Annotated in this window: 14 protein-coding genes; 7 read left to right on the top strand and 7 right to left on the bottom strand. The window is 34.1% G+C overall.

Going from position 1 to position 19,145, the window contains the following annotated elements:
• Nucleotides 1–25: 25 nt before the first annotated feature.
• Complete coding sequence (locus FOL89_RS11510; protein ID WP_144282948.1) at nt 26–1,795, bottom strand: TonB-dependent receptor; 1,770 nt, start codon at nt 1,793–1,795, stop codon at nt 26–28.
• A gap of 82 nt (nt 1,796–1,877) precedes the next feature.
• Entirely contained in the window at nt 1,878–4,841 is a 2,964-nt protein-coding gene (locus FOL89_RS11505; protein ID WP_144282947.1) for a tetratricopeptide repeat protein, read from the bottom strand.
• Between the two features lie 255 nt (nt 4,842–5,096).
• On the opposite strand from FOL89_RS11505, the gene FOL89_RS11500 reads away from it, so the two are divergent.
• The 3 genes from FOL89_RS11500 (at nt 5,097) to FOL89_RS11490 (ending at nt 7,531) form a co-directional block, all read left to right on the top strand.
• Nucleotides 5,097–6,773 (top strand): APC family permease, encoded by a 1,677-nt coding sequence (locus FOL89_RS11500; protein ID WP_144282946.1) that lies wholly within the window; start codon nt 5,097–5,099, stop codon nt 6,771–6,773.
• 86 nt (nt 6,774–6,859) lie between these two features.
• Nucleotides 6,860–7,174 (top strand): DUF962 domain-containing protein, encoded by a 315-nt coding sequence (locus tag FOL89_RS11495; protein WP_144282945.1) that lies wholly within the window; start codon nt 6,860–6,862, stop codon nt 7,172–7,174.
• Nucleotides 7,175–7,189: 15 nt separating this feature from the next.
• A complete protein-coding gene (locus FOL89_RS11490) occupies nt 7,190–7,531 on the top strand; it encodes a DUF4377 domain-containing protein (protein WP_144282944.1) in 342 nt (113 codons plus the stop codon).
• Nucleotides 7,532–7,583: 52 nt separating this feature from the next.
• Here FOL89_RS11490 and FOL89_RS11485 read toward each other — a convergent pair whose 3' ends face one another.
• The gene (locus FOL89_RS11485; protein WP_144282943.1) at nt 7,584–8,492 is read right to left on the bottom strand and encodes an SPFH domain-containing protein; all 909 of its coding nucleotides are present in this window, start codon (nt 8,490–8,492) and stop codon (nt 7,584–7,586) included.
• A gap of 73 nt (nt 8,493–8,565) precedes the next feature.
• Nucleotides 8,566–9,921: a deoxyguanosinetriphosphate triphosphohydrolase gene (locus tag FOL89_RS11480; RefSeq protein ID WP_144283069.1), complete on the bottom strand. Its 1,356-nt coding sequence runs from the start codon at nt 9,919–9,921 to the stop codon at nt 8,566–8,568.
• Nucleotides 9,922–9,966: 45 nt separating this feature from the next.
• Here FOL89_RS11480 and FOL89_RS11475 point away from each other — a divergent pair, with 45 nt between their 5' ends.
• From FOL89_RS11475 to FOL89_RS11465, 3 genes are all read left to right on the top strand, one after another.
• Entirely contained in the window at nt 9,967–10,725 is a 759-nt protein-coding gene (locus tag FOL89_RS11475) for a DNA-formamidopyrimidine glycosylase family protein (RefSeq protein ID WP_228444903.1), read from the top strand.
• Between the two features lie 611 nt (nt 10,726–11,336).
• Nucleotides 11,337–12,059 carry an AAA family ATPase gene (locus FOL89_RS11470; RefSeq protein WP_144282942.1) on the top strand — a complete coding sequence of 241 codons (723 nt, stop codon included), beginning with the start codon at nt 11,337–11,339 and terminating at the stop codon, nt 12,057–12,059.
• Between the two features lie 176 nt (nt 12,060–12,235).
• Entirely contained in the window at nt 12,236–13,270 is a 1,035-nt protein-coding gene (locus FOL89_RS11465) for a hypothetical protein (RefSeq protein WP_144282941.1), read from the top strand.
• Nucleotides 13,271–13,354: 84 nt separating this feature from the next.
• On the opposite strand, the gene dnaN is transcribed toward FOL89_RS11465, so the two are convergent.
• The gene (gene dnaN / locus FOL89_RS11460) at nt 13,355–14,485 is read right to left on the bottom strand and encodes a DNA polymerase III subunit beta (protein ID WP_144282940.1); all 1,131 of its coding nucleotides are present in this window, start codon (nt 14,483–14,485) and stop codon (nt 13,355–13,357) included.
• A 156-nt stretch (nt 14,486–14,641) separates the two neighbouring features.
• Here dnaN and FOL89_RS11455 point away from each other — a divergent pair, with 156 nt between their 5' ends.
• Nucleotides 14,642–14,998 (top strand): diacylglycerol kinase family protein, encoded by a 357-nt coding sequence (locus FOL89_RS11455; protein WP_144282939.1) that lies wholly within the window; start codon nt 14,642–14,644, stop codon nt 14,996–14,998.
• Nucleotides 14,999–15,022: 24 nt separating this feature from the next.
• Here FOL89_RS11455 and FOL89_RS11450 read toward each other — a convergent pair whose 3' ends face one another.
• On the bottom strand, nt 15,023–15,403 hold the full coding sequence (locus FOL89_RS11450) for a ribonuclease inhibitor (protein WP_144282938.1): 381 nt from the start codon (nt 15,401–15,403) through the stop codon (nt 15,023–15,025).
• A gap of 52 nt (nt 15,404–15,455) precedes the next feature.
• A complete protein-coding gene (locus tag FOL89_RS11445; protein ID WP_144282937.1) occupies nt 15,456–19,145 on the bottom strand; it encodes a phosphoribosylformylglycinamidine synthase in 3,690 nt (1,229 codons plus the stop codon).

The following is a 19,145-nucleotide window of genomic DNA, read 5'->3' as shown; positions in this document are numbered from 1 at the left end:
TCAATAATCATTTATCAACAATTTTTTAGAAAGTGATCTTCACTCCTCCTGTAATCTGTGCGCCAAGAACTTTATATCCTTTGTACGTCTGATATTTTGAACTTAGAAGATTATTTCCGAGTGCAAAAATACTGAAATTTTTGTGAATTTTGTACTCTGCTGATAAGTTTAAATCTGCATAACCGCCAACTTTATCATTGGTATCTTCCGTAGACTGAAACATCATGGCAGGATTTGCTATCTCTTCCAAAAGATAAGAGTTTGTAGTTCTGTCACTTGCAAAAATCCCTTTAAAGCCTAAAGATAATTTTTTCTCCAGCAAAGTATATTTTGCCCCAATACTTCCCGTCAGTAAAGGCACGTTATAAATATTTTCGTAATTTTTCAGATCATATCTTAAAAACCTCACATCAGCATCTACCACCAGATTCTCCAGTGGGAAATACTGAAGACTTCCTTTAATGTCGCTTACATTTCCATCATCGTAAACTGCAGAAAATGTGTTGGCAAAGTCAAATCCAGGTCTTTCTAAAGTAAACTCGTTGGAAAAAAGATTGTTGGCACTGAAAAACATAATATTTTTCATTTTACCAAATCCTGCGGAAACATCATATTTAAAAGTTTCATCAATATCACCTCTCAAACCTGCATAAAAATGATACGTTGTTTCTGTAGGTCTCAGCATTTGATCTGAAACAAGAAACGGATTTGTCTGAAGCAATTCTCCGTACGTATTTAATTTTAAGCCGCCGTCAATTCCGCCGTAGAATTTGAATTCATTAGATGCAGCCACCTGAAATTCTGCTTTTGGAAACCAATACGTTTTATTGTTTTTCACTTCTTCGGCAAGCATCATATTCGAGTTTCTTGCATTTAAAAAATTAAATACAGAACCTAAAGTAAGATAGGATTCCCCTTTCGCAAAAGTAATTTTCGGAGTAATATCCGCATTAAAAAATGTTGCAGAATTTTTACTAAGCAGCGCAAAATCAGTTTTTACAGTTTCTAGGCCTAAACCTAAATCAGCATTCATCACGATTCCGTTTTTTGAAAGTTCAACGGCATGTTTTGAAAGATTTGCCAAAATGGAAGCCTGATTTTCTTTGGCATCAAAATGATCGGTTAAAAATGATGATTTTACTCTTACATCATTTAAAATTTCATTAGAATAGAAATCATAATAACCATTCACTTTAAACTGATTAACTTTTTGCTGTAAATCTACATCAGCTGAAGGAGCAAGAGCATAAATCCCGTAATAATTATAATTATCTAAACCATATTCTGCATTGACGTTGATCTTACCTTTTTCTCCGTAAGAATTTAGAAATGCTCCCAAACTTGCTGTACTTTGTTTAGAATTCCAAGCGTAATCTTTTTTCAATCCATTAGTTGATAAAACATGAACATCCGCACCTACTTCCAGCTTATTTTCAAGAGTTTTGGAAATATTGGCATCCGCTAAAATTTTACCGTAATTCCCCATTCCGATCTGGAAATAGTTGTTTTGAGCTGTTGCGTCAAACTTCGGAGCTACATCTTCTCCCTGAATAGTAGAGGTTTTAAAATCTGAAACCGCAGGAACATCCGTAATCGTATATTTTACCGGATTTGCCGATTTCTCTTCAGGCGGATAATTTTTCTCCGTAACTACAGACGTTTTTTTCTTCTCAATTTTTTTTACTTCCGGCTCTCTTTTTTTATTAAGAATCAATCTTTCTTCTTTAATCTGAGAAAATGCCACAGAAGAAACTCCTAAGAAAAGTATAGATAATATTTGAATTTTCTTGTTCATATATGTTGTATTAATGTATAAAGTAAAAAGCATTAATGATTAAACTACATCAATAAATTTTACATGAATACGACAGTACATTTTACTTTTTAATCATTTTTTTAACCTCTTTTGCCTCTGAAACAATTTCAGGGAAATCTGCATAATTAGCAATAATCTGGTCGCAGGTATAGCTAGCCTGATAATTATCTTTCAGACCAATATAGTTTTTAGCCATCAAAACCAACGCTTTTGCTCCCCAATAATCTTCTGAGGCATAATTGTTAGCTAATTTGAAAATGGTTTCATTAGAAGACTTAAAAGCTTTTCCTTTATTCTGATAATATGCTTTTGCGTAAAGTGCTTCTGCAGCAACTTCAGTGTTTGAAGATTTCTCAAGTACAGCATAAGCAGTCTGAGCATCTTTATCTTTTCCTGAATTCATCAGACTTCTTGCTTTAATAACTTTTGCTGTTTCAATCAACGCCGCAGAGTTTTTGCTGTTGGCAATTACTGCATTGGCTAATTTTTCAGCTTCTGCAAAATTCTTCTCTTCCGCATACATTTTCATCAATTCCACATTAGCATAATTTCTGACGTTAATGTTGGATGAATTTCTGATATTCTGAAGGTACTTTTTAGCTTCATTACCATTGCCTTGAGCAATGTAAATCTGCGCCACCCTGGTTGCTGCATCATCTTGATAATCATTCTGTACCTCTGCAACCTCCTGTAAAACCAGAAGTGCTTTGGTAGGATTATTATTTTGATAATAGCTTTCGCCCAATTCATATTTAGCCTGATAAAGCCCCTCTCCCACTGGGTTTTGGGTTAAATATTTTTCGTAATAGGAAATAGCGTTTTTGTAATCTTTTTTGGTGAAATATTGTTTTGCAGTAGATAAATTGATTTCATCAATCTCAGAAGCCGCTATATTAACTCCGATATTTCTCGCAAAACTTTCATACCCGGCAACGTCTCCGTTTTTAGTAAAAATAGGTTTGGAAGCCTGAACAATTTTTTGGGCGTAAGCTGTATTTCTGTATTGTTCTCCGAGAGATCTCAGCTCAGACAAAGCTTTATCATTTTGATTCTGGTCAATATAATTCTGGGCTCTGTAGATAGATGCATTCGCTACCAAATCTCGGTCTGAAGAAGATTTCACAACTTTTCCGAAGAAATCATTCGAGTTATTATAATCTTCCTGAGCAGCATAAGCAACTCCGATTTCGTACTGTGCATCATCTATATATTCAGAATTCGGATATTTCGAGATGAGCGATTTCAAATTGCTTATTTTTGCAGCATTATCGTTTTTAAAACCTAATGCCAAAGCTTTCTGGTACAATGTATAATCTGTTGCATCCTCGTTCTTTTCATAAATTGCGATTGCATTATCCAGATCATTGTTGGCGTAATTAATATCTGCTAAGCGAAGTTCAGCATCATTTTTAAACTCCGGTTTAGGATTTTTTAGATATTGCGTAAAATATTGCTCTGCCTGATCAAATTTTTTAGATTTAAAATAAGCATAGCCTAAGTCATAAGAAAGTTGCTGCTTTTCCGGGAAATCCTGATTGATAAGCTTCTCGTAGCGAACGATAGCCGAAGGATAATTACCTTTCTGGTAATACACCTGTCCAAGCCAATATAATGCTCTGCTGTGAAATTCTTTATTGATATTAAATTCCAGACTTCTCAGAAAATATCTTTCAGCTTCATCAAAATTTCCTTTGTTGAATTCTTCTGTTCCCAATAAGTAAGAAACTTCCTGGTCTACTTTATCCGTTTCAGGCGTTGAATTGGGAAGTTTATCAATCGCATTAAGCGTTTCTTTAAAATTACCGGAATATAGATAAGATTTTACCAAAAGAGATCTCATCTCTGCTGTTTTAGCATCATTGTTATTGATGGTTATATAATTCTGAATTACCGTTGTAGGACTCTCAAAAGGATTTCCAATATCGTAGCTCAACTTTGCATATTGCTCATGAGCGAGCTTTTTGACATTTACATCATAATCCATCTGATAAGAAGAACGGAATGCAGAAAGTGCTTCCTGTTTTTTATCAACTGCCAAATAAGCGTTTCCTAACTGATAGTAGGCATTTTGAGCCAACGCAGAATTGCTGTTTAAAAGCTGATTGTAGTAAGAAACCGCCTCATCATATTTTTTTAGCTGTGCCGCAACAAATCCCATTTCATATAAATCATTTTCAGAAGGATTCTGCTGAACACTCAGATAATCTTTCAGATGTGGATAAGCCGAATTATAATCATTTTTCATGAAATAACTTTCTCCTATGATCTTATGAACTTCCGCTTTGTAAGAATCTGAAAGATCTTCGTTCAATAATGCATTTCCTTCGCTAATTGCTTTGTCATAATCTTTATCATTGTAATACATCTGGACGTAATACGGACGCACAAGTTTTGAAAACTCAGGCTGATCTTTGATGGAATCAAAATATTGGAATGCTTCATTATTCTCTCTTTTAGAATAATACAAATGTCCAAGCATATAAGCGATTTCGCCTTTTTGAGATTCATCGGCTGTTTTATAAGCTTCTTCCAGTGCTTCAATGGCACCTTTGGAATTTCCGGTCATAAATTTCGCATATCCGAGCTTTAGAACGTATTGTGTATTTTCTTCTCGGGTAAGCTGATATTGATTAACTTTTTTCAGCGTCTTCAAAGCTTCCTTAAAGTCTTTTTTTGCTAAATAATAATCCGCCAAAGGCAAATTTGCCTGTGCAAAATAAGCAGATTTGGGATATTCTTTCATAAAGGCAGTTAAACCTTCTTCCGCATGATTCTTCTGAAGAATAACTCCGATAACGTTATCAAAAAACTGAGCTGCTTCTTTTTTAGACTGTTCCAGATTTTGATTATAAAAATATTGCCGCGCATATTCAAACTGCGAAGCATTATACACTTTGGTCTGATAAAGATTTTCAGCAAGACTAAACCTGTAGTTATCTTTTTGGGTAAAATATTGAGACTGCTGCGCTTCGGAGATTCCGAAATAGAAAACCGCAGCGGCTAATAGTAATTTTTTTGATTTCATTAATATCAAATTTTAAATGGAAACCGGAAGCAAAATCCAGACCGGTTGTTTTTAAATTTCAAATGAGATTTTATCCACAAATTACCAACGAAAATAGGCAAAATATATTTCGCAGACAAACCTTTTTTGACAATGTTAGTATGTGGATAATATTTTAATATATCTTAACAGAGCTGAAAGAAATATTAAGAAAACCTTAATTATTTAAGAGAAATAATTACATTTGTTTTTTTCAAACTTCAAATAAACTATTGAATGAACCAGCTTTTCAGAAGAAAACAGTACTCAGATAACGATACTTCAACTAATTTATTACGTGTTCTCGGTGTTTGGGATATCGTATTTTTCGGTATTGCCGCCATTATTGGTGCAGGAAGTTTCAGCAGTTTGGGAGAAGCTGTTTTCAGAGGTGGTCCAGGAGTGATCCTATTGTATCTAATATGTGGATTTGCGTGTGGCTTTACTGCTTTATGCTATGCTGAATTTGCGAGCAGAATTCCGAAAGCGGGTTCTGCTTACACTTATGCTTATGCAAGTTTTGGAGAATTAATGGCTTGGGTGATCGGATGGGCACTCATTATGGAATATTCTTTTGGTAATATCTATGTTGCTTTTTCCTGGTCAGATTATTTCACAAGCTTTCTGGAACGACTTGGAATGCACATTCCTGATTATTTTACCTGCAGCTACACAGAAGCAAGAAAAGCTTTTCAGAACGGTTCTGAAAATAAAGAACTCATCAACGCATGGAACACCGCTCCCCTTCTGGGAAATCTAAAGGTTATTGTAGATATTCCGGCATTGGTTATTAACGGATTGATTACCTGGCTCTGCTATCGTGGAGTAAAAGAAAGCAAAAATTTTAATAACTCTCTTGTTATTCTTAAACTTGCTGTAATTGTTTTAATCATATTAGTCGGAACAGCCTATATCAATACAGAAAATTGGACTCCTGTAAGTCTGGAAACCGGAATACCTTCCTTTATGCCCAATGGTTTTACCGGCGTAATGAGTGCTGTATCCGGAGTTTTCTTTGCTTACATTGGTTTTGATGCACTCAGTGTACTTTCGGAAGAAACTAAAGATCCGCAGAAAACACTGCCAAAAGGAATGATCATTTCCTTGGTTGTTTGTACTGTAATTTATATCTGTCTTACTTTAGTTCTTACAGGAATGGTAGATTACAGAAAATTTGATGGTATTGGCGATCCTCTTTCATTTATTTTTGAAAAATCTAATGCAAATGTTGCATGGATGGAACTTACCATCTCTTTTGTTGCTATTGTTGCGATTACTACGGTTTTGTTGGTATTCCAGATGGGACAGCCCAGAATTTGGTATGCTATGAGCCGCGACGGACTGATGCCTGAAAAATTTCAGAATGTACACCCAAAGTATAAAACACCAGCTTTCGCAACGATAATTACCGGAATTGTAGTGGGAGTTCCTATTATTTTCACCGATAAAAGTTTCATTCTGGATTTTACAAGTATAGGGACCATTTTTGCTTTTGTCTTGGTTTGCGGTGGAGTCTTAATGCTTCCTCCGAAAGAAAAAATAAAAGGACGTTTTCATCTTCCTTATATTAATGGAAAATTTATTTTCCCTGTCGTTTTTATTGGCGGGTTGGTTGCTTTTTATTTTTGGCAGCCAGAGTTTTTTAATCATTTGATGAACTGGAGCGATCCTAAAGAAGGTGAGTTCAGAGCCTCTATTTTCTTTTTCATCATTATTAATTTGGTACTTTGTATTGTGGCTTTTACAAAAAATCTGTCTTTGATTCCTTTAATCGGTTTAAGCTCATGTCTTTATTTATTAACAGGAATGAGCCACGACAATTGGTTCTATTTTGGGATCTGGTTTGCTGTAGGTCTGGTTATATATTTCTGCTATGGATATAAAAACAGCAAGCTAAGAAACACTACGCAATAATAGAGACTCAGACGGATCAAAAAATGATTCGTCTTTTATTTTTGGCGGATTTATTGCATTGATTTTTTCAAACTAAAATTGAAGCCATGTCTGAAAGAATAAAAACATTTTCCAAATTCTATCAGTTTTATCTTACCGAGCACAGCAAAACAGGAACAAGAGTATTTCACTTTATTGGAACTCTCTTGGTACTATTAGTTATCGGATACGTTATTTATTCAGGAAAAGAACGGTTTCTGTGGTACGTCCCGATTTTCGGATACGGATTTGCATGGCTTAGCCATGCTGTGATTGAAAAAAACAGTCCTGCGACATTCAGATATCCTATATGGTCTTTGCTGTCTGATTTCAGATTATTTTTTGAACTTTTAACCGGGAAGCAAAAATTTAATTCTCAATAAGAAAAAATTAGATTTATGAATTATTTTAAATCATTACTAAAAGGTTTTCTGGCATCAGCAGTATTCCTGATTATCTTTCAGTGTAAAACCACATCAACTATTTCCAACGAAAAGACAGTTATGGTTGCTTCTCAAACCGCAGACTGTACCGGAGTTGCTCCGATGAAATGCCTCCAGATAAAAGAAAAAGAATCTGACAGATGGGAAATGTTGTACACCAATATTGAGGGATTTACCTATGAACCTGGTTTTGAATATACTCTAAAAATAAGAACCGAAAAAATTGATAATCCGCCAATGGACAGCTCTTCAATAAAATATATTTTACTAAAACAAATTTCCAAAGTGAAAAAATAAAAATGGCTCTCAAAAATGAGAGCCAAATTTTATTTATGAGTAAAAAATATTATTATTTATTACCCGTAATTCCTAAATCATCTAATTTCTGGGTTGCTGCCATAGAAACAACCAAATCATTCAGCATTGTACTTGCTGCAGTCGGAGAATTAGGCAAAAGCACAAGATTACTTCTGTTATTAGCACCAATAGATTGCAAAGTATCATAATGCTGCGTTACTACAATCAATGCAGATGCTTCCTGCGGTTTGATGTCTACAGAGTTAAGCATATGAACAGATTCCTGTAGTCCTTTTGCAATTTCGCGACGCTGATCTGCAATACCCTGCCCCTGAAGTTTTTTAGATTCTGCTTCAGCTTTTGCCACCGCAACAATTCTGATTCTCTGCGCTTCAGATTCGTATTCTGCAGCTGTTTTTTCTCTTTCTGCCGCATTGATTCTGTTCATTGCGTGTTTTACCTGCTCGTCCGGATCAATATCGGTTACCAGAGCTTTTACAATATCATAACCGTAGCTTTGCATTGCATCCTGCAACTCACCTTTTACGGCAACGGCAATATCATCTTTTTTTACGAAGACATCATCCAGTTTCATCTTAGGAACTTCAGCTCTTACCACATCAAAAACATATGAAGTGATCTGCCCTTCAGGATTTTCGAGACGGTAATAAGCATCTGCCACCTGCGTTCTGATCACCTGAAACTGTACCGAAACTTTCATACGGATAAATACATTGTCTAAAGTTTTAGTATCAATAATAACATCCAACTGCTGAATTCTGAGATTCATTCTTTTAGAAATCTGATCTATAAAAGGAATTTTCAGATGAAGCCCAGCATGACGCACAGAATGAAGTTTACCTAAACGCTCTACAATGGCTGCCGTTTCCTGTTTCACAATGAAAAAAGAAGCCAGTAATGTTACCAGTCCGAAGAAGACCAAAATACCTAAATACACCATAAGTTTTTATTTTTAATTGATTTGTCGATAAGATACGGATTTGTTACAGAAATAAGGCAATAATTCTGAATTTTCACATCGTCATTCCAATATCTATTCCTTTTATTTTTCGGTAAAGATCTGTAGCATAATTATCAGTCATCCCTGAAACATAATCAATAATTCCCAAAGTTTTCTGATAATCATTTCCTTCTTCATATACAAACTGCTTCGGCAACAGTTTCAAAGCTTTTTTGTCGTAAGATTTTCTTTCATCTTCAGATTTCAAAATAGAAGGAATGAAATGATCCAGCAATTCATACATCACGTTATAGCCGGCATTTTCAATCTCTACAACTGCTCTGTGATTGTAAATTTTTTCAATTGAAAAAGATTCAATATCCTGTAATGTCTTATTTTCAGATTTATAAATATCCAAAAGTGCTTTATCTAAATTTCCTTCAAGAATCGTATTAAAATGACTTTTAAAAAGTTCAACCGACTTATTAATTAAGGCATTGATCACTTTTGCTCTAAGATAAGAAATCTGCTCATTTTCATTTCCTATAGAACTTAATTTTAACTCTACTCGTTTAATGTCATCTGTTTCTGATTTTACGAGTTCAAAAAAAAGATTTTTACAGTCGGCTGTGGAAACAATTCCTAAACGGTGTGCATCTTCCATGTCAATAATATTATAACAGATATCATCAGCAGCTTCTACCAGCCAGACAAAAGGATGTCTTTTAAAAATAAAAGGTTCGTTATTTTCCTGTAACAAATTAACTCCATTTGCAATCTCCAGAAAAGTATTTTTTTCGTTCTGGAAAAAGCCGAATTTTTTCCTGTGAATAATTCCTTTCTTTTTTGCAACCGCTTCACAAGGGTATTTTGCGATACTTGCAAGAGTAGTTAAAGTAAGTTGAGTTCCGCCAAAATCTTTTCCTTGTTGCTGATGAGTCAATACACGGATTGCATTTGCATTTCCTTCAAAATTAACAAGATCTGCCCATTCCTTTTCGGAAAACGTGTGTTTGATCTGGTCTTCATTTTTTTCAAAATAACTTGCAATCGCATCTTCTCCGGAATGTCCGAAAGCAGGATTGCCTACATCATGACACAAACAGGCAGCAGCTATGACATTTCCTAAATTATGATTATAAAAATTAATGGATTCCTCGGTAAGCTCTGACTTAAAATTTTCGGCAATATACTCGCCAATTACACTTCCCAAACTTCTTCCTACAGACGAAACTTCCAGAGAATGCGTCAGTCGGTTGTGCACAAACACGCTTCCAGGAAGCGGAAAAACCTGAGTTTTATTCTGTAATCTTCTGAAAGCTGACGAAAATATAATTCTGTCAAAATCTCTCTGAAAATCTGTTCTCGAAGCAATGGTATTGGGATTGTTACCAGTACGCTGACTGGTAAATATCTGGTTCAAATTCATCATTTTTCAAAATTAAAGCAAATTTTACTTTTAAAGGAATAATATTTGAGTTTTCCCTCTAAAATCATTGCCATGCCGGAAGGACCTACCATTATTCTGATGAAAGAAGATTTACAGCAGTTCAAAGGAAAAAAAGTTACTGCAGCAAACGGCAGTATCATCACCAATAAAAAGATGGTTGAAAATAAAATTCTGAAAGACATCAAAACTTTCGGAAAACTTACATTTCTGGTCTTTGAAGATTTCAGTTTCAGAATTCATTTACTAATGTTTGGTTCGTACAGTTTAAAAGAAAAACCTGAAATTCAATCTTTGAAACTTTCATTACAATTCGACAACGGTATCGTTTATTTTTATACCTGCTCAGCGAAAATAATTCATAATAATGAACTGGATACAATTGATTGGGAAGCTGATATTATGAGTGATCTGTGGAATCCTGAAAAAGCAGTCAAAAAAATGAAAGCAACACCAAAAATGATGATTTGTGATGCCCTTATGAATCAGGATTTATTTTCCGGTGTCGGAAATATCATTAAAAATGAAGCATTATTCAGGGCAAGAGTGCATCCTGAAAGCAAAATTCAAGAAATTCCGGATAAAGTTTTACACAAAATAATCACAGAAACACAAGATTATAGTTTTGATTTTTTAAAATGGAAAAGAAAAAATGAACTCAAAAAGCATTTCAAAGTATATCATCGGGAAAAATGTCCTCATTGCGGAAAAGCAATCATTAAAAGAGAAACCGGGAAAACCAAAAGGATGAGTTTTTACTGTGAAAAAGATCAGAAAATCTATTAAGAAATCATTAATTCTAAACACAATACAATTCTTGAAATTTTAAATTCAACGCATAATAATTCAATATAATTTAAAATTTGAATTTATCACAGTCTCAAAACAAGATATATAATTATTAAATATATAATAATTTTTTATCAATAATATAATTAAATAACCATTTAAAACCCACAGTTAATTATTATAAAAACAAATCTTAAAAACCACAAAAACCCAATTTAAACAACACTTAACACTGATAAACATCATAATTACAGTATTTGCAGAGCAACAATATTACCCTATCTTTGCATTACAGAATTCACAAAATAAATTAATAATATTAAAAATTTAAAAATTATGATCGCTTACATCGGTATCGCTACATGTGCAGTTTTAGTAACTTCTTATTTAGCAACAGTTAGAAGAGAAGGAAACTAATTTTTCTCTACTACTTTTATTTTAACAAATTCTATTATTTATATGTTTTCAGTTTATCAATAAACTGTTGCTCTTTTACTCTTTCTGAGTAAAAGAGCGCCAAAAACATAATTCTCTCCCTATTATTCATCTACATTATATTCAACTCAGATTACTTCTGAGTATCTTTGCGCTATTAAAGCATAATAGTTATGAATTTGTATAATCTTATCATTCAGGACAAAGAACAAGTCAATTTGAATGATGTATATCTTTCACCTGAAAATAAATCTGAGGTTGTACAGCTCATCAAAGAACACACTTATATCAAAGAACTTCAGAAGTTTGGCTTACCTGTTAATAACAAAATACTTTTGCAGGGAAATTCAGGCTGCGGAAAAACCATGACTGCAAAAGCAATTGCAAATGCTTTAGGCAAAAATATCATCGTTCTTAATCTGAGCAAAATCGTTTCTTCAAGAATCGGAGAAACTTCCCAAAACATCAAAATGATTTTCGACAAAGCTGCAAGAGAAAAATCGGTTCTTTTTCTTGATGAACTGGATCAGATCGGAAAAGCAAGAGGAAGTGACGACAAAGATGTAGGCGAAATGAGAAGACTGGTAAATACATTGCTCCAGCTTATTGATTACTATCCTGAGAACGCACTTTTAATCTGTGCTACCAACCACGCTGAAATTATTGACACTGCTCTTCTTAGACGTTTCCAGTTAAAAATAGATTACCGAATGCCTTCAAAAGATTTTCTTGATGAATATTATGATCATCTTTTGTCTCAATTTCCTGAAGAGTTAAGGACTATCGAAAAGAAATACGAGATTTCTTTTGCGGAAGCAAAGGATTATACTTTTACTCTTGTGAAAAAAATGCTTATTCAAAAGTTGGAAAAGAACGGTGATTTTAAATCGTACTAAATAACCTATCAAAGTTAAAATTATAACTTTTATTTATTTCATTAATGTTTGATTTAAAAATTTTGTTTAATTTTAGCAAAAATTAAGTTTAGATTGTTTCATCAAGAAGATCTGACTGAATCATAGAAAAACATTATCAAAAACAACCTATAGAAAACTACAAATTAATAACATATATGAAAAGAATCATTTTAATGTCTTTTTTGGCATTATCATTAACGAGCCAAGCTCAGGAGATCACAAAAATCGAAAAGGAAAAATCTAAACTACAACTTTTTGAAGAAGAAAAACTAACTGGTAATTTCAACAATGTTTACAAAAAAAACATTGGAAAAGTTTTATTTTCTAATTCACCAATTGAAAGAGATGAAGCTTTAAATAATATTACAACATATACACTGGGAGACAAATTGTTCGCAAGAGGGTTTTATGAACACTCTGTTTCAAACAGTATATTATTGCAGTTAGTAGAAAGCGGTATTAAAGTCAAAGATATAAATGAATGGAAAGACGATTTTGAAAAACAGACAAGATTGATTACCAATTTTTATTTCGACGACAAATTTGTCGCAAGCGCAGGAAGAGATAGTTATTTGAATGATGATGATGCAACAGAAAGAATTTTATCTATAAGATATTATGTAAATGACGGCACCGATAAATTATGGAAAGACGAACTTCCTTTTCAAGAATTATTAAGCAACCAAGAATTGTTGACGCCAGGAAAACATAAATTAAAACTAGAGCAGGTACCATTAAAAACTTTTGGTCAGGGCGCAGATTTTAAATATAAACCGATTGCAGTTGGCGAAATTGAGGTAATTGTACCAAAAGAAATAAAAGTTAGCGAATCTGATTGTTTCCCAAAGTCCGTATTAAATGACGCAAAATTAGAAAATGAGGTTTTAAATGCTTCTAAAAACTTTTTTAAAAATAGCGAAGCTACTGTCATTAAAGCGATACTTCCTTTTGATGATATTACGATCCTCCGAAACGAGTATGGTGCTATTGTAAAAAAATCGTTTATTGCAGCAATAGTTTATAAAAATACGAATGTATCTGGTTATGAATATTATATTTTTGACAAAGTATATGATGGTTCCAAGTATTTAGACGCAACAATCAGCAAGGATATTAGTTTAAATGGAAAAACAGCTCCTTATGGAAGGAAAATCAATAGTGCTTGCCTTAAATTTTTAAACAATAAATAGTTTTGTCTTTACAATAGGCATGCAACATATACAAAAAAAGGATTTCAAAATTGAAATCCTTTTTTTTGTATATTATATTTAATCTTACAATCCGATTACCGGCATGGAAAGCATTAATATATTTTCGTTTTCTTCCAATCCGTCAAGCGGCTCGATGATTCCCGGTCTGTTTGGCTGAGACATTTTCATCGTAATATCGTCTGCTCCTAAAATCCCTAGCATCTCTGTCAAAAATTTTGAACTGAAACCAATATTAATGTCTTCTCCGTTATAATCACAAGGAATCTGCATATCTGCTTTGTTTGCATATTCCGTATCTTCTGCATGAAGGTGAAGAATATTTCCTGAAAGCTTAAATCTTACCTGATTAGTAGATTTATTAGACATAATAGAAGCTCTTCTGATTGCACTCAGCAAAAGATTTCTGTTAATCGTTAAAACATTCGGATTCTCTTTAGGAATTACCGCAGTATAGTTTGGGTATTTGCCATCAATCAGTCGGCAAATCCAGATATGCTGGCCGAATGTAAATTTAGCCATATTTTCATTAAAATCTATTGTAACATCTTCATTGGAAGAAGCCAGAATATTTTTGAAAATATTCAACGGTTTTTTAGGCATGATGAATTCCATGGGTTCAGCATTCATCAGATCCGTTCTTTTGTAAACCACCAATCTGTGAGAATCTGTAGATACAAAGTTGGTTTCATTTTCACCAAACTGAAACAAAACTCCCGTCATTACAGGACGAAGAGAATCATTACTGGTTGCAAAAAGCGTATTTGTTAAAGCTTCAGACAAAACCCCAGCTGACATAGTTACACTTTGTGAAGCATCAAATTCAGGAATATCCGGATAATCATCGGCATTGTCTAAAGCAACAGCAAAATTATCCTTTTCATCTAAAATTTCAAGCTGACTACCCGTTCCTTCAGCGTTATCTTTCACCGCTAAAGTAAGAGGCTGTTCGCCATAAGTTTTTATAAAATCTTGAAAAATTTTCGCAGGAACAGCAAACTTACCCGAATCATCAGACCTTACTTCCAGAGAAGTAATCAAAGTTGTTTCGCCATCAGATGCAGTAATGGTAAGGTTGTTTTCGTTAAGCTCAAAAAGATAATTCTCTAAAATCGGTCTCGACTGAGAACTTGATATTACACCACTTACAGTTTGCAAAGCCTTCTGCAGCTCACCACTTGAAACAATAAATTTCATAGATTTAAAATAAGTTTTTACAAATATAATAAATAGAAAACAGATTGAGAAATTTAATTCTGGGAGTTTTTAACAAACATCAAAATAAGTTTATCTTTGTGAAAGATAAATACAAAATACTCAAACGTAGAAAAAACCTCTGCAAATTTATTATTAATGCGTAAACCGCCTATTCACAAAAGTTTTCTGAACGCTTTCCGGGGTGTCTTTTTCATGATCAGATCTGAAAGAAATTTTCAGCTGGAGCTTTTGGCTTTATTTATCAATCTATTTTTGATTTTTTACTTAAAACTTTCTTCTTTAGACGCAATTCTAATCTTAATGGTCTCGTTTGGAGTTTTATCTGCTGAAATTTTTAATACAGCTATTGAAAAAATTTGTGATATTATACAACCGGAATTTGATAAAAGAATCGGTTTTATAAAGGATATTGCAGCCGGAGCAGTTATTTTGACAGCAATTTTATCTGTGATTGTTGGGATTTTGGTATATTGGAAATATATTTTTAATTGATCCTAAAGTTATCGTATGAGAAACTCAATCCAAAACCAACGTAATATTTTGATGTGACTTGATAATTTCAATGAAGATCTCAAAAAGAGTCTGTCCCCTTGCATTCATCAATTCATCCAGTTTTTGCTGAATCAATGGAATGTTAAACGGCTTTCCCTGCCGGATTTTGTTTTCGTAAAATTCTTTCGTCAAATCAAAACCTAAATCTTCTTTTGATTTTCGAGAATCTTTCCAAGTAATTTCACCTTGAAATCCATATAAAATATCATCAAAACCATCTAAAGTTCCGACTTTCCAATCTTCATCTTTCAAAAAAAGTTGAGAAATTTCTTCGTAAAAACCTTCCAGATTTGAAAAATGACTGCCATTGATGACAGTCATTTTTTTATTTGAATTATTATTCATTTATTCTTAACATTTTTTTAAAGCCAAAAACTAACTGCTAAAAGCCGGAAGCCTATTTAAAGTACTCCACTCCATTTTTGAATATGTTATGATAATTCGCAGTTGGAATATTTTTCATCAAACCTTCCGCAAAACGTTCCGGATGTCCCATTCTTCCGAAGATTTTTCCATCCGGACTGGTGATTCCTTCAATTCCGAATAATGAATTATTTGGATTGAACGGCATTCCGTGCGCAATATTACCTTCTAAATCAAGATATTGCGTTGCAATCTGTCCGTTTTCATACAACTTCTGGATTTCTGCTTCTGAAGCCATAAAACGACCTTCACCATGAGAAATCGGAATGGTAAACACCTGATCCTTCATTCCTTTTAACCAAGGCGATTCGTCATTTACAACTTTTACATTGACCATCTGAGAAATATGTCTTCTGATCGCATTGTGAGCCAAAGTCGGAGAATCTTCATCCAAATCTTTGATTCTTCCATAAGGTAACAATCCCGACTTCACCAAAGCCTGGAAACCGTTACAGATTCCGATAATCATTCCGTCTCTGTCTAGTAATTCGTGAACTGCATTTCTCATTTTTTCGTTTTTTAAAACGTTGACAATGAATTTTGCAGAACCATCCGGCTCATCACCCGCAGAGAAACCTCCTGAAAAAGCCAAAATTTGAGAAGTTTTGATTTCTTCAACCCAAGCATCAATACTTTCGTCCAACAATTGGTGATTGATATTGATTAAAGGTAAGCTGCTGATAACCGCACCTTCTTTTGCGAAAGCGTTCAACGTATCATACTCACAGTTTGTTCCCGGAAAAACCGGTGCGAATACTTTTGGCTGAGCAATTCCGTGTTTTTTAATGATGATATTTCTTGGGTTGATTGAGTTTAATTTCTCATCAATTTCAACCGTCAATTTTTCTTTTTCAACCGTTGGGAAAAGGTTTTCGAAGGTGTTCGTGTTTGCTGTTAACAATTTTTCAATCGCAAATTCAACATCATTAATTTTAATAGCATTTGAATCTTTAACTTCTCCGATGAACTGAAGATTTGCTGAACTTAATTCTTCTGTAGATTCAATGATTAAGCTTCCGATATTTTTCGCTAATAAAACATTTTCATCCACTGTAATTTCAGCACCTAATCTGTTTCCGAAACTCATTTTAGCGAAAGCAACTGCAACACCACCTTCTTTGATTGTCTTCACTGAAACTATTTTTCCTGCTTTGATATTTTCGAAAATAAATTCATAAATATTTTTTAAAGCATCATAATTCGGAAGTCCATTTTCCTGAGCAATATGATTGAAGAAATATACTTTATTTCCTTCGTTTTTAAATTCAGGAGAGATAATATTTTTCTTTTCTCCATTCGCACAAGCGAAAGAAATCAACGTTGGCGGAACATTCAGATCCTGATACGTTCCACTCATTGAGTCTTTACCTCCAATGGCTGCCAATCCGAAATTAATCTGAGCATCATAAGCTCCCAACAAAGAAGCCAAAGGCTTACCCCATTTTTCAGGATTCTGACCCAATTTCTCAAAATATTCCTGGAAACTGAATCTGATATTTTTATAATCGCCGCCCATTGCAACGATTTTTGCAACACTTTCCACAACTGCATAAGAAGCTCCCAGCAAAGAATTCTGTTTAGAAATTTCTGCATCAAATCCCCAACTCGCCAAAGAAACTGTTTCAATATTTTTTGCCCCGATGATAGGTAATGTCTGAACGCTTCCTTCCATCAAAGTCTGCTGATATTTTCCACCTAAAGGCATCGCAACCGTAGTCGCACCGATAGAAGAATCGAACATTTCCAACAAACCTTTTTGAGAAGCAACATTTTTATCACTTAATATTTTTAGGAAATTCTCTTTATTGAATTCTAAAGTCTTGTCTTTCAATTTATTAAGATGAGTAATTTTAACTTCCTGACTTTTTGAACAACCGTTCGTATCTAAAAATGCTCTTGAAAGATCAACAATTTTATCGCCTTTCCAGAACATCTGCATTCTTCCTGAATCTGTCACTTTTGCAACTTCAACAGCCACAATATTTTCAGCTTCACAGAATTTGATGAACTGTTCTTTATCTTTTGGTTCAACCACAACCGCCATTCTTTCCTGAGATTCAGAAATAGCAAGCTCGGTTCCGTTCAAACCTTCGTATTTTAAAGGCAGAACATCTAAATTAACTTCCAAAGAATCAGCGATTTCGCCAATTGCAACAGAAACACCTCCAGCTCCGAAGTCATTAGATTTTTTAATTAATCTCGTCACTTCAGGATTTCTGAATAATCTCTGGATTTTACGTTCTTCAACCGCATTTCCTTTCTGAACCTCTGAACTCATCGTGTGAATTGAAGTTTCGTCCTGTTCTTTTGAACTTCCACTTGCTCCACCAACACCGTCACGACCCGTTGCACCTCCTAAAATGATGATAGAATCACCAGCTTCAGGCTTTTCACGTCTTACCCAATCCACAGGAACTGCTCCGGCAACGAAACCAACTTCCATTCTTTTTGCTTTGTAACCTTCATCGTAAATCTCAGAAACCATTGTAGTTGCCAAACCGATTTGGTTACCGTAAGAAGAATATCCGTTTGCCGCCTGTTTTGTGATTGTTTTTTGAGGTAATTTACCCGGTAGCGTTTTATCAACCGGTTCCAAAACATCCGCAGCGCCCGTCAATCTCATCGCCTGGAAAACGTAAGAACGTCCGGACAAAGGATCTCTGATCGCACCACCTAAACAGGTTGAAGCACCTCCGAAAGGTTCAATTTCCGTCGGGTGATTGTGTGTTTCGTTTTTGAATAATAAATACCACGGTTCTTTTTTACCATCGTATTCAGCTTCGATTTGGATGGTACAGGCATTGATTTCGTCAGAAACCACCAAGTTCTCCAAATTGCCTGTTTTATGGAAATATCTTCCGCAAACTGTCGCCAAATCCATTAAGGAAATTGGTTTCAATTCACGTCCTAGGAATTTTCTTTTTTCGATATAATCATTGAAAATCGTTTCCAATGTATGTTTAAACTGTCCTTCAAATTCAATATTTGACAATTCTGTTTCAAATGTTGTGTGACGACAGTGGTCGCTCCAATAAGTATCTAAAACTTTAAGTTCTGTTTCCGTAGGGTTTCTTTGTTCAGATTTAAAATATTCCTGAATGAATTTCAAATCATCCAACCCTAATGCAAAACCATGAGAATTATAAAATTGCTCTAATTCATCCGAATTAAACGAATTAAAATTTTCATGAACTATCACTTTTGACGGTGTTTCTTCCGCAGGAATATTTAAACTTGACAAATCTTTTTCCTGAGATTCAACCTTGTTGATTAAAAGGTCTTTGATTTTTGCTAAATCAGATTCAGAAACTCCTTCGAACTCTATTAATTTTCCGCTTCTTACTTTAGACTTCTCATTTTCAGTTAATAAAGCGATACATTGTTGTGCAGAATCTGCACGCTGGTCGTATTGTCCGGGCAAAAATTCTAATGCGAAATAAATTCCCTTTGCCGGATTTTCTTCAATTAAAATATCAGTAACCGGGTCCACGAAAGTGCTGTTTACCACTTTTTCGAATTCACCGTCATTTAAATTAAATATATCGTAAATGTTGTACACTTTTACGTTTTGGACAGATGGAACCACCGCTTTTACTTCATCAAAAATCTTTGGACTTTCAACATCGAAAATTCCTCTTTTTTCTACGAAAACTCTTTTATTCAT

The sequence above is a fragment of the Chryseobacterium echinoideorum genome (assembly GCF_007474535.1).
GTDB lineage: Bacteria > Bacteroidota > Bacteroidia > Flavobacteriales > Weeksellaceae > Chryseobacterium > Chryseobacterium echinoideorum.
This window is presented reverse-complemented; position numbering and strand designations above follow the sequence as displayed.

Excerpts from the sequence above, each read along its gene's own strand:
- FOL89_RS11510 (WP_144282948.1), bottom strand. The coding sequence starts at position 1,795 with ATGAACAAGAAAATTCAAATATTATCTATACTTTTCTTAGGAGTTTCT.
- FOL89_RS11505 (WP_144282947.1), bottom strand. The coding sequence starts at position 4,841 with ATGAAATCAAAAAAATTACTATTAGCCGCTGCGGTTTTCTATTTCGGA.
- FOL89_RS11500 (WP_144282946.1), top strand. The coding sequence starts at position 5,097 with ATGAACCAGCTTTTCAGAAGAAAACAGTACTCAGATAACGATACTTCA.
- FOL89_RS11495 (WP_144282945.1), top strand. The coding sequence starts at position 6,860 with ATGTCTGAAAGAATAAAAACATTTTCCAAATTCTATCAGTTTTATCTT.
- FOL89_RS11490 (WP_144282944.1), top strand. The coding sequence starts at position 7,190 with ATGAATTATTTTAAATCATTACTAAAAGGTTTTCTGGCATCAGCAGTA.
- FOL89_RS11485 (WP_144282943.1), bottom strand. The coding sequence starts at position 8,492 with ATGGTGTATTTAGGTATTTTGGTCTTCTTCGGACTGGTAACATTACTG.
- FOL89_RS11480 (WP_144283069.1), bottom strand. The coding sequence starts at position 9,921 with ATGAATTTGAACCAGATATTTACCAGTCAGCGTACTGGTAACAATCCC.
- FOL89_RS11470 (WP_144282942.1), top strand. The coding sequence starts at position 11,337 with ATGAATTTGTATAATCTTATCATTCAGGACAAAGAACAAGTCAATTTG.
- FOL89_RS11465 (WP_144282941.1), top strand. The coding sequence starts at position 12,236 with ATGAAAAGAATCATTTTAATGTCTTTTTTGGCATTATCATTAACGAGC.
- dnaN (WP_144282940.1), bottom strand. The coding sequence starts at position 14,485 with ATGAAATTTATTGTTTCAAGTGGTGAGCTGCAGAAGGCTTTGCAAACT.
- FOL89_RS11455 (WP_144282939.1), top strand. The coding sequence starts at position 14,642 with ATGCGTAAACCGCCTATTCACAAAAGTTTTCTGAACGCTTTCCGGGGT.
- FOL89_RS11450 (WP_144282938.1), bottom strand. The coding sequence starts at position 15,403 with ATGAATAATAATTCAAATAAAAAAATGACTGTCATCAATGGCAGTCAT.
- FOL89_RS11445 (WP_144282937.1), bottom strand. The coding sequence starts at position 19,145 with ATGAATAAAAGAGTTTTCGTAGAAAAAAGAGGAATTTTCGATGTTGAA.